The sequence below is a fragment of the Pseudoalteromonas sp. SG41-5 genome (genome assembly GCF_014164495.1).
Classification (GTDB): domain Bacteria; phylum Pseudomonadota; class Gammaproteobacteria; order Enterobacterales; family Alteromonadaceae; genus Pseudoalteromonas; species Pseudoalteromonas rhizosphaerae.
In genome coordinates this window covers 24,051-36,157 of record NZ_JACJFH010000007.1, presented here as the reverse complement: position 1 = coordinate 36,157, position 12,107 = coordinate 24,051, and the positions used below count along the sequence as shown (strand labels likewise).

The 12,107-nt window shown below is 42.0% G+C and carries 7 protein-coding genes; 5 read left to right on the top strand and 2 right to left on the bottom strand.

From position 1 onward, the window contains the following. Positions 1–35 precede the first annotated feature (35 nt). Complete coding sequence (locus H5232_RS03395; RefSeq protein WP_182735715.1) at positions 36–1,817, bottom strand: ABC transporter transmembrane domain-containing protein; 1,782 nt, start codon at positions 1,815–1,817, stop codon at positions 36–38. 78 nt (positions 1,818–1,895) lie between these two features. Here H5232_RS03395 and H5232_RS03390 point away from each other — a divergent pair, with 78 nt between their 5' ends. The 5 genes from H5232_RS03390 to H5232_RS03370 all read left to right on the top strand — a co-directional run bounded on the left by H5232_RS03390 (position 1,896) and on the right by H5232_RS03370 (position 10,638). Next, positions 1,896–2,294, top strand: coding sequence for a DUF3224 domain-containing protein (locus tag H5232_RS03390; protein WP_145241975.1), 399 nt, complete (start codon positions 1,896–1,898; stop codon positions 2,292–2,294). Positions 2,295–2,305: 11 nt separating this feature from the next. Continuing rightward, positions 2,306–2,494, top strand: coding sequence for a hypothetical protein (locus H5232_RS03385; protein WP_182830561.1), 189 nt, complete (start codon positions 2,306–2,308; stop codon positions 2,492–2,494). A gap of 9 nt (positions 2,495–2,503) precedes the next feature. Then, on the top strand, positions 2,504–3,121 hold the full coding sequence (locus H5232_RS03380; RefSeq protein WP_182768041.1) for a LysE family translocator: 618 nt from the start codon (positions 2,504–2,506) through the stop codon (positions 3,119–3,121). A 302-nt stretch (positions 3,122–3,423) separates the two neighbouring features. Next, positions 3,424–6,306 (top strand): TonB-dependent receptor, encoded by a 2,883-nt coding sequence (locus H5232_RS03375; RefSeq protein ID WP_182830560.1) that lies wholly within the window; start codon positions 3,424–3,426, stop codon positions 6,304–6,306. A gap of 21 nt (positions 6,307–6,327) precedes the next feature. Beyond that, a complete protein-coding gene (locus tag H5232_RS03370) occupies positions 6,328–10,638 on the top strand; it encodes an alpha-1,6-glucosidase domain-containing protein (protein ID WP_182830559.1) in 4,311 nt (1,436 codons plus the stop codon). 127 nt (positions 10,639–10,765) lie between these two features. On the opposite strand, the gene H5232_RS03365 is transcribed toward H5232_RS03370, so the two are convergent. Then, on the bottom strand, positions 10,766–12,091 hold the full coding sequence (locus tag H5232_RS03365; RefSeq protein WP_182719215.1) for a basic amino acid/polyamine antiporter: 1,326 nt from the start codon (positions 12,089–12,091) through the stop codon (positions 10,766–10,768). Positions 12,092–12,107: the final 16 nt, after the last annotated feature.

The window sequence follows — 12,107 nt, the reverse complement described above, 5'->3', positions numbered from 1 at the left end:
TACCGCTTACCGCTTACCGCTTACCGCTTACCGCTTCAATCCCTATTAAACTGCAGCTCACATAATTTTTGATAAAGTGGATTACTCGCTAGCAATTGTTGATGAGTACCTGTTGCGATTATCTCTCCGTGCTCCATTACCACTATCATATCAGCATGTTTTACTGTGGCGAGGCGGTGGGCAATGATAAGCGTAGTACGGTTTTGCATTAAATGTTCAAGCGCAGCTTGTACATGATGCTCACTTTGCGCATCTAAAGCGCTGGTTGCTTCATCGAGTAACAGTATTTCTGGGTCTTTTAATATCGCTCTTGCTAATACAATTCGTTGTTTTTGGCCGCCTGATAAGCGCACCCCTTGCTCGCCTAAAAAGCTCTCGTAGCCGTTAGGTAATTGTGCAATAAATTCATCCGCGTGAGCATGCTTAGCGGCAGCATATACTTGTTCGTCGCTTGCATCTGGGTTGCCATAACGAATGTTATGCATCACATCAGAGCTAAATAAAATCGGGTTTTGTGCCACCATGCCCATGCTGTTTCTGAGTGTATTAAGGGATAGATCTTTGATATTAATATTATGAAACTTAATGTCGCCACCGGCAGGGTCATAAAAGCGTTGTAGTAATTCAAATAACGTGGTTTTACCAGCACCTGACGGACCAACGATTGCTACTGTTTGGCCTTGTTCAATCGTTAATGAAATAGTTTTTAAGGCGCTCACATCAGGACGCGATGGATAATTAAAGGTTACTTTATCAAGACTAATGGCTGGAGCGTTAGAGTTGTTATGTAATAACTGATCTTGTGGTGCTGTAGGGTTCGTGATCTCACTTTTAACCGCGAGCAGTTCAAGTAACCGCGCGGCAGCGCCCGCTGCACGTTGTAGCTCGCCATATACTTCAGCAACGGTTGCTACCGACATCGCTACCATAATGGCGTAAAACACAAATGCACCTAACTCACCGCCAGTCATTGTGCCTGCCAGTACATCACTACCACCTATCCACAGCATCACGCTAATTGCGCTAAAGGTCAAAAATATTACTGCAGCAATTAAAAATGAGCGCTGTTTAATACGGCTTTTCGCAACGTTAAAGGCTTTTTCGGTCTCTAGTGCAAAAGCGTGTTGTTCGCGTTGTTCGTGGCTATAGCTTTGCACTACTTTAATATTTTGAATTATTTCTCCCGCATAAGTGCTGATATCGGCAATCGCATCTTGGCTGGAGCTGGCAAGTTTGCGTACTTTTTTACCAAAAATCATCATGGGTACTAACACCAGCGGCACACAGGCAACTACAACTAAAGTGAGTTTTAAGTTAGTAAATAACAACATGGCTAAACCACCGACTAGCATCAGAGCGCTGCGCAGTGCCATTGAAAATGACGAGCCAATGATTGATTGCAACAAAGTGGTGTCGGTTGTTAAGCGCGACATTAATTCGCCACTGCGGTTTTCTTCAAAGTAACTCGGGTGCAGGGTGACTATGCGATCAAATACCGCTTTACGAATATCATTACTGACGCGCTCACCAATCCATGACATTAAATAAAAACGGCTGAATGTTCCTATGGCTAATAAGCTGATCAAGCCAATTAGCACGATTATAGCTTGTTTTAATTGTTCTTGAGAGCCCGCAATAAAGCCGTGATCAATAACAAATTTAACTCCTTGGCCCAATGATAAATTAACCCCGGCAGTAACAAGTAATGCTGCAAGAGCTGCAAAAACCACCCATTTATACGGCTTAATAAACTGAAAAATAGGAATTAAACTACTAAAAGCAGCTTTGTCTTTTTGCTCGGTTTTACTATTGCTCATAGTGGATTCTTTTAGATGAATAGGGTATAGATATGGTTACTTAAATCATAATTTCAATAACTAACTAAGGGACTAACCATGACAACTGAAAAAGTAACGGGCGAATTTAACGTTAAACTCAATCCTATTGAAGGTTATGCAAAGGGCATTGATGGCGTAAACCTGGGTCGTATGTCGATTGATAAAACGTTTACAGGTGAGCTTGATGCAACCAGCACTGGCGAAATGCTCAGTGCCATGACCGCAACTCAAGGCAGTGCCGGTTATGTGGCAATTGAACAAGTAGTTGGCACACTTGCAGGTCTTCAAGGCAGCTTTGTGCTGCAACATTTTGGCACTATGGATAAAGGCCAAGATTCATTAATTTTAAACGTGGTGCCAGATTCTGGTAGTAATGAACTTGCAGGCCTTAGCGGAAAAATGGCAATTCGCATCGAAGCCGGTATACACATTTATGATTTTGAGTATCAATTATAAGCGATACAGCCATGCAGAAAATAATTGAGTTTAAAAAGCAGCGTGGCTTTTTTAGAGGCGGTGTTGATATTGACGCACTTAATGAGCGAATTTATCAATTAAACCAAGATGGCTGGAAAGTAATAAATGTTAGCGCCTCTACAGGATTATACGGCCAAGTTTATTCATACATCTTACTTATTGAAAATGAAGAACTATAAGGAATATAAATGACGTTATCACTGTGGCTAAGCTTAGTCGCCATTTGTATGATGGGTGCAATGTCTCCTGGGCCAAGTTTGGCTGTGGTGTTAAAACATAGCATTCATGGCAGTATGAAGAATGGCATGTTGGCAGCGCTGAGCCATGGTGTTGGCGTCGGTTTTTATGCTGCAGCATCGTTACTTGGCCTCGGTGCACTAATGTTGCAATTTCCTACTGTGTATCAAGTGTTAGTTTACTTAGGTGCAGCGTACTTGGCATATTTAGGGGTTAAAATCTTATTAGCCAAACCAAGTAATAGTGAGTTAAAAGTGGCTCAGCAAAGTGGCAGCGCAAAACAAGCCTTGCAAGACGGCTTTGCTATTGCGTTTCTAAATCCTAAATTAGCGGTATTCTTTTTAGCCCTGTTTTCACAGTTTATAGATCCTGCCAATCTCAGTTTTAAGATCGGTTTGATTATGTGCTTAACGGTTTTTACTATTGATACTGGCTGGTATCTGATTGTTGCAGCATTGACAGAGCTTTCAAAGAAGCGCTTTGCTTTTACTAAATCATCCCCATGGTTTGATAAAATATTAGCGGTGATTTTTATTGGTCTAGCAATAAGGGTGGTGCTAATGGTGTAGTTTATTAAATTTTACCAATCCTTACTATTTATCTTAAAGTTGCTCTTAGCAATTTCTAATTCACCTGTGTAATAGTGGCTTATGACTGAGTTATTCCGTTAGTCAGTCGATTTATTTTACGTTATCTACATGATCGCAGCACTTCTAAACTAAGTTCCTCACCTTGCTAGCTATTGCCCTTACTGCTGCATACGTATTCATCACACTTATTTTACTTTTTAGTTACACTTTATTGGTTTTATTTTATCCACAATTTCAAAACAAACAGCACACAATTATAAAATCAATAGGGTAGAAAGCTCATGGGGAAATTCAAACTAAGTGCGTTAATGCTCGCAATGTTTGCAGCCAGCAGTGTATTAGCTGCGGTTGAAAGTGACGCGCAAAGTACCGTAAAAAAACCACAACTAGAAGAAGATCTTGAAGTCATTGAAGTGCGTGGCTTTAGTCGTAGTTTAATCCAATCACTTAATCAAAAACGCTTTACTGATACGGTATCTGAGCAGTTATCGGCGGATGACTTAGGTGCTTTGCCTGATGTATCTATGGCTGATGCGCTCACTCGGTTACCGGGGATCTCAGCGGTACGAACCGGCGGGCAAGCGGCAGAAATCAACATTCGCGGTATGTCCGGTGGATTTGTATTTTCAACTTTAAATGGCCGTGAACAGGTATCAACTAGTGGCAGCCGTAGTATTGAGTTTGACCAATATCCGTCTGAATTGATCAGCTCAGCAGCCGTGTATAAATCACCAAAAGCATCGCTTATCGAAGGTGGTGTTGCAGGTACGGTAGAACTGCAAACAGCTAGCCCGCTTGATAATGATCAGCAACATAAGTTTGTGGTTAACGCCAGAGGTATGTACAACGACCGAGCGTCAGAGGTGAACGATGCCACTGAGTTTGGCGACCGCATTAGTTTTTCCTATCAAGGTAAATATCTTGACGATACTTTAGGTGTCGCACTTGGTTATGCTCGGTTATTTCAACCCAGCGTAGCAACACAGTTTATTGGCCTTGCCTATAACGATAATAAAGACGTTGATGGTGTTGCAAATGATACTAATGGCCCCGAACTTAAACCTGAAAATGAGTATATCAGCGAAGGTTTTGAGCTTCAGCATTTAGGTGGAGAAGAAACTCGTAACGGTTATATGGCGGCGATTGAATGGGCACCGGTGGATAATTTTAAATTAAAAGGGGACGTGTTTTTATCACGCTTTGATACTGAGTCATTTGCCCGTGGGTTACGAGTGAAATTAGGTGGCCCAACGGCCACTTATACAAACGCTCAGCTAGAGGGAAATTCAGTAGTTGGTGCCTCTGTTAATCGTACTTCAAAAGGCTACACTCGCGTTGAAATTGTGAATGATGATAACCAAGACTTTGATGAAGTAGATAGCTACGGTGTTAACGCCGATTGGCAAGTGACAGAACGTTTAAACGTTAATGTTGATGTGTCGCTGTCACGGGCTAAAAGTAACTTTCGCAATGGCTTATTGTGGGCGTTGGTTGCCGAAGACGCCTCAGTCGAAGAACCTGTGTTAGATAAAAACGTATCAATAAACTACCAACTTAATGGTTTAAATTTACCTGATGTAGGCTTTAATCAAGCGGCTGCATTTAGTGATATCGACCGAGTAATGGTTAGTAAATACGGTATTTACCCTTATCAAAATGAAGATGAAGTAAGCGCTTATCGTCTTGATTTTAAATACGAGCTGAATAACAGCTGGTTTAGCTCTGTTGAATTTGGCGCGCGTTATTCAGATCGCGAATACAGCAATAACCGCTCAGTGTTTGAATACGGTAATGATGGTGATTTTTCAGTGAGTGAGCCGCCACTGCGTTTAACCAATGACATGGTAAATGTCGTTGACTGGGAAGGTGACTTTAGTTATTTCCCATCATATTTGGCGATTGATTTAGACAAAGCGCTTAATGCTTGGTTTCCTGAAGGCGCACCAGAGCCAGTTAAAACTTGGGGTAATGCAGATGGGGTAGTTGACTCGCAAGGTTACACCACTAACTACTCATGGACCATGCTACAAAGTGGCTCAGTGTATGAAGAAGTGCTTTCAGCCTACGCCATGCTTAATATTAATACTGAAATTGGTACTATGCCAGTACTGGGTAATATTGGTATTCGCCGTGTTGATACCGACCAATCGGCCACTATTTTAGAAAATGTTAATGGCGATTTATCACTCGGTGCACAAAACATTACCGACAGTATCGGCATCATAAATAAAAATTATTTACCTAATGTACTTGGCACAACTTATACCGATTATCTGCCATCCCTTAATTTAAACTTTCAGCTAACGGATAATACGCAATTACGCTTTGCGGCGGCTAAAGTAATGTCGCGCCCACCGATTAATCGCCTAGCGGGGGACGCCAGTGCGCAGGCTGATAAAACCAGCGGCAAAATTAACGGCTCAAGTACCAATAATCCATTCTTAAAACCATTTTATGCCTCCCAATACGATATCTCTTACGAGCATTATTTTGATGAGTCAGATGGTGCGCTAGTGATCGCAGGTTTTTATAAAAACATCGATTCGTTTATCGATACCATCGCCATTGAAGGGTTTGACTTTAAAGGTAATGGTTTTAACGTCCCTGACTATATAGAAAATCCAGTCAGTGGTGAGCAAGTTGCCACAACTAACGGCACTTACACAACGGCGGTAAATAACGCCAATGGCGGTTATATTCGCGGTATTGAACTTGCCTACACGCAAGTATTTTCGTTTTTCCCCGCGCCGTTTGATGGCCTTGGGTTTAACGGTAGCTATTCATACACCGAGAGCGAAGTTGAATCTATCACCAGCTTAGGTGGTGAAACGGTTACACAAGGTTTACCTGGTTTGTCTAAAAACGTGTTAAACGGCACTTTATTTTACAGCTTAGATAATTTTGAAACCCGCCTTAATGTGCGTTACCGCTCAGACTTTGTTTCAGAGCAAGTGGCGATCAATGAGCAAGTGGTTAATTTTGATGCCGAGACCGTGGTCGATTTTCAAACCTCTTATCAATTTACAGACTCATTTGGCATGTTGCTACAGGTTAATAATCTTACTGATGAACCAACCCAAAGTTACTTTGGCAATGAAAACATCACCGGTACTACCCAGTACTTTGGTCGTCAGGTTTATTTAGGTTTTACCTATAGCCACTAATAGCAAATTGGAGCATAAATAATGAATAAAATAACTAAATTGACTCATTTGCTATTAGCAGTGAGCTTAACACTACTGTTTGGCTGTGGAGGCTCAGGCAGTAGCGATGTAAAAGCAGGCCAAGCCTTATTGACTTGTGATGTACCGCAAGTCCCTAATGCAGCAAGCACTCAATGTGTTGCTCCTGAGCCTATCTCTTGTGACGCACCGCTGTTTCCAGATGCAAATAATGAAAGCTGTACCAGTGGCTATAACCCCGACTTACCAGACCCAGTGGTATTCGCCGGGGAAAATGAAGCCGTATTATTTTATAAACGTGATAAGAATGAAGGGTACGAAGGCTATCGTTTACACTCTTGGAATACCGACGGCTGTGATGCTTACGCGCCGCCGTTTGATGCCACCGATTGGGCTAATGGCCATGAATATAATGGTGTCGATCCAAACTATGGAGCTTATTGGATTGTCGCGCTAAAAGACGGTTATACCGAGTGCGCTAATTTTATTATTCATATTGGCACAGAAGGTTCAGGTAAAGCCCATGGTGATGTGGATTTAACCATGCCACTGATGCAGGACGACGAGCGTTTTGTACGTATGAACTTTACCTTTGATGGTGAGCCAACAGTATTTGAATACCCAGTAGAAGCGCTTGGCGAACGCCCGGTTGCAATTGACGGTGCATCAGCACACTGGATTGATTTAAATACTGTGCTGTATAAGCCAAGCAATGAGCTTACGCAGATTATTAAGCTGCATTCATCAGCTGCTGCCGATTTGGTTGTTGATGTTGATACTGGCTTAAATGGTGAAACCGTTGAATTAATGGCAACGAGTTTAACCGATGCACAAGCAGCGAAAGTACCGCACTTAACAGATTGGACTGCCTATCAAGGTAATTGGGATGCCGCTACTGCAAAACAACTTATAAAACAACAGCTCGTTGTAGCGGGCTACGATGCAGAAGGCAAGCTACTTGAAGCAAGTTTTGTGCAAACCGCCAAAGCCCTTGATGCACTTTACACCCAAGGTGAAAACGACGCAAATGAAGCCATGCTAGGCGTGCATTATAATAACAATGCAATTGATGTTTCAGTATGGGCACCAACCGCTAGCAATATGATGCTTAATGTATTTGACGCCGATAAAGCACAAGTACATAGCACTGCCATGACGTTAGACAGCAATACAGGTATTTGGTCAGTGAGTTTAGACAGCAAATACGACCGTCATTATTACCGCTATGCGTTTGATGTTTACCACCCTACTACTCAAGCGATTGAAAGTTTATGGAGTACCGATCCTTACTCACTGAATGTATCAAGCAATGGCCTGTATTCGCAGTTGATCAACTTAAATGATGACGATACCAAACCACAAGGCTGGGATGAGCGCAGTGTACCAACAATTACCAACCCGGAAGATGCCATTATCTATGAAGGTCATGTACGTGATTTTAGTATTCGCGATACGTCAGTAAGTGCAGCAAACCAAGGTAAATATTTAGCATTTACTGAGCTTGAAAGCATCCCTATGCAGCACCTTAAGCAACTAGCTGACAAAGGTTTAACGCATTTTCACTTACTCCCTGTAACAGACATTGGCACCATTGAAGAAGATGCGGATAAGCGCGTTGAAGTCACTGACACTCTAGGTAAGTTATGTGAGCGAATAGACGATGCCGCCGATGCTTGTAAAATCGAAAATAAAAACAGCATCATTGCTAATTTAATGCAAAGCTACTTTCCGGGTTCTGATGATGCTCAAGCACTTGCCAGCGCGATGCGTGATTTAGACGGTTTTAACTGGGGTTACGACCCGCATCACTTTATTGCCCCAGAAGGTTCGTATGCATCAAGCAGTGAAGGGGTTGCCCGGGTTAAAGAGACACGCGCCATGGTACAGTCACTTCAAGAGATCGGCCTTCGCGTGGTTCTTGATGTGGTATACAACCACACAACCTCATCAGGCATTTGGGAAAAGTCAGTGTTTGATAAACTCGTACCGGGTTATTACCACAGATACAGCGAAGTAACGGGCGATATCGAGCGTTCAACCTGTTGTGAAAACACCGCGACTGAACATGTGATGATGGACAAGTTTGTTAGCGATTCACTAGTCATACTTGCTCGCGACTTTGGCTACGATAGCTTTCGCTTTGATGTTATGGGGCACATGCCTAAATCATCAATTTTAGCAGCGCGTGAAGCGGTGCAAGCTGTTGACCCTGACAACTACTTTTATGGCGAAGGCTGGGATTTTGGTGAAGTCGCTAATAACCGATTGTTCACTCAAGCTAAGCAAGCTGATATGGCTGGCTCTGAAGTTGGCACATTCAATGACCGCATCCGTGAGGCTGTGCGCGGTGGTGCTATGTTTAGCAATAACCCGACCGATGGTAATTTAGCAGACCAAGATACTCTGCGTTTATCACTGGCGGGTAATTTACAAAACTATATCCTGAAAGACTTTAAAGGTAATTCGGCAAAAGGTAATAGCTTTAGCTGGAATACTCAGCCGACGGCTTATGCTTTAGACCCTGCTGACAGCATTAACTACGTATCAAAGCACGATAACGAAACCTTATGGGATCAACTGCAATATAAACATGCAACAAGTATGAGTATTGAGCAACGAGTGCGTGCGCATAATATGGCATTAGCAATTCCATTAGTAAGCCAAGGTATCCCGTTTATGCAACTTGGGGCTGATTTACTACGCTCAAAATCAATGGATCGTGACAGTTACAATGCAGGGGATTGGTTTAATGCGGTAGATTTAACGAAAGAAAATAATAATTGGAATATTGGTTTACCTAATGCTGAGAAAAACCAACAGAAATGGCCTGAAATCATTAAGCTCTCAGGTAATCCACAAGCTGCTGCACAGCCGCAAGATATAGCTTACGCAGGGGATGTGTTCCAAGAGTTTTTAGCTATTCGTAGTAGCAGCCCATTATTTAGATTAACCACAGAGCAAGATGTTATTGACCGTGTAGGTTTTCACAATGTTGGTAAAAACCAGCAACATGGTTTGATTGTAATGAGCATTGATGACGGTCAAGGTTTTGCAGATTTAGATAACCAAGTTGACGCGCTCGTAGTAGTAATTAATGCAACTGAGCAAGCGCTTTCACATACAGTACCAACCGCTGCTGGGTTTGAATTACATCCAATACTTAAAAACAGCACCGATAGCAGTATGTCTGGAGTGAGTTTTACTGCCAGTGAAACCGACGGTATATTTACAGTCCCAGCTTATACAATCGCGGTATTTGTAAAACCACAAGGCGAGAACCAAGGTGTAGGCTTAAGTGCGAATGCAACAGTGGGCGCGCCAGACGTAGTGCCTTTTGGCAGCACCACAGTATATGTGCGAGGTAGTTTAAATGATTGGGGCACAGCTGACAGCTTTGAGTATATGGGCAATGGTGAATACCGTATCGCTATTACTTTAACTGCGGGAGATTATGAATTTAAAATTGCCTCTGAAGATTGGTCGAGTGTGGATTTTGGCGCGCTGTCTGATGCTGATAAAGCAGTGTTGGAAAATCAAACCGAGCCTTTAATGCGCAGTGGCGCGAATATGACCTTTAATGCCGCAATTGATGCAACTTATGTATTCTCGTTTGATGCCAGCGATAAAGACAATCCAACGCTGAGAATTTATAACGAAGAACGATTCGTTGGCACACCTGTATTTGTTCGTGGCAGCTTAAATGAATGGGGCACCAGTGATGAGTTAATCTATCAAGGTAAAGGCGTTTATACCTTTACTAAAATACTCAGTGTAGGCAGTTATGAATTTAAAATTGCTTCTGAAGATTGGGATACCGTTGATTATGGTTCCGGTGAAGCGGATGCAATCGTAACCGTTGCCGAAGATAAGTTATTAGCTGTTAAAGGCGCTAATATGACGATGGATGTTGCAACCGAGGGCGACTATCAGTTCATTTTTGATGCCAGTGATTTGAATGCACCCACGCTGAGTGTATTTAATGCGCAAATGTTTGCAGACACTCAAGTTTACTTACGTGGCAGCTTAAATGGCTGGGGTACCGACAACCCCCTAATCTATCAAGGGAATGCTATTTATAGTACATCACTTGATTTAGATGCCGGTGATTATGAGTTCAAAATAGCCTCTGAAGATTGGAACACTGTGGACTACGGCGGGGTAGGCGATGCACCAATAGTTAATATTAACGAGATAATGTTGCTTGAAGTGATAGGTGGCAATATAGCGCTGAGTATTACCGAATCAGGTAATTATACGTTTAAAGTGATTGGCCCAGATAAGGACAATATGAACCTACTTATTACTAAACAGTAGTGATTATATTTTCCTAGGCTTAAGCTGAGCATAACCCTGTATGCTCGGCTTTTTTAGTGCCTACTTATTTAAAATTTCATTAAAAGGCTTAACCTGAACTCGGGTGAATGTTTTTAATGCACTGATTTTAAGCATTTTTATTTAACTTAAATTGTTTACGGCTATACATAAATAGCATGATGCCAGGAATGTATAAAATAAGAGATAGCAGCAGCGTGTTTAGCCCCGCAGCATATACTAACCATAGTCCATAAATACTGGCACCAAAGCCCATCAGCTTAATAGCAACAGAAAGCTTTTTTGCAAAGGCTACTTTTACCATGTAAGCGGCCACTAAAAAGTAAGGCACTAATATCATGGACGTAGAAACAAGAACTAAAGTGTTATAGCTTTTACCGGTAAATAAAATAAGCACTAAGCAAAGTTGCACAGTTAGGCTGGTTAAGGTCAGTGATGCAATAGATGTCCCATTGCTATTTTGTTGCTTAAATATGTTAGGAAATGCGCCATATTTGGCTGCGCTGTTAGGTACTTCTGCAGCATAAATAATCCAACTTAAATAAGAGGCTAATACAGACACAATAAGTCCCGCGCTAATAATAACTTTACCACTGGTCCCTGTTATCATTGCCATAATACCTGCCATTGAAGGGTTACTAAGCTCAGTAATATTGGCCTGACTCATTAACCCAAATGCCAACATAGTGATGGCTATATATAAAATTAGCGCAGCAATCACGCCTATAAATGTGGCAAGGCCTATGTCTTTACGGTTTTTAGCTCGAGCGGAAAGGACTGCCGCACCTTCAATGCCAGTAAACACCCATAAAGTAATTAGCATAGTGTTTTTTACTTGTTCAATAAAATCAGTTTTCACGCTGACATTACTTTGATTTGCTTTAAATATTGCAGGGTCAAAGTACGCGTAAGCAAAGCCTATAAATAATAATAAGGGTATCACTTTAGCTATGGTGCCAAGTAGGTTTACAAAAGAGGCTTGCTTAATGCCTCTAACAATAATGAAATGCACAGCCCATAAAATAATAGATTCACCGATAAAGGCTGCAAAAGTATTACCATCGCCAAATAGAGTGCGTTCTGGGGTATCAATAAATGCACCTAAAGCAGCAAACGCCACAACTAAATAACCAACAACACCAATGGTGGCACACAGCCAATAGCCCCATGCAGATAAAAATCCAGCAAGCTCGCCAAAACCTTCTCGGGCATAAATATAAATACCGCCATCAAGTTCAGGTTTAGCGCGAGAGAGTTGCAAAAAACATCCAGCAAGTAGCAAAATACCAACACCAGTAATAAGCCAGCCAACTAACACTGCATTTACGCCCGCAACTTCAGCCATATTTTGTGGCAAACTAAATATACCCGCACCCACCATGGCGCTAAATACCAGCGCGGTTAGCGCTACTAATCCAATTTTATTTTCTTTCATTTGACTGCTTATACTG

Coding starts and splice junctions, on each gene's coding strand:
- H5232_RS03380 (WP_182768041.1), top strand. CDS start 2,504: ATGACGTTATCACTGTGGCTAAGCTTAGTCGCCATTTGTATGATGGGT.
- H5232_RS03390 (WP_145241975.1), top strand. CDS start 1,896: ATGACAACTGAAAAAGTAACGGGCGAATTTAACGTTAAACTCAATCCT.
- H5232_RS03365 (WP_182719215.1), bottom strand. CDS start 12,091: ATGAAAGAAAATAAAATTGGATTAGTAGCGCTAACCGCGCTGGTATTT.
- H5232_RS03370 (WP_182830559.1), top strand. CDS start 6,328: ATGAATAAAATAACTAAATTGACTCATTTGCTATTAGCAGTGAGCTTA.
- H5232_RS03385 (WP_182830561.1), top strand. CDS start 2,306: ATGCAGAAAATAATTGAGTTTAAAAAGCAGCGTGGCTTTTTTAGAGGC.
- H5232_RS03395 (WP_182735715.1), bottom strand. CDS start 1,817: ATGAGCAATAGTAAAACCGAGCAAAAAGACAAAGCTGCTTTTAGTAGT.
- H5232_RS03375 (WP_182830560.1), top strand. CDS start 3,424: ATGGGGAAATTCAAACTAAGTGCGTTAATGCTCGCAATGTTTGCAGCC.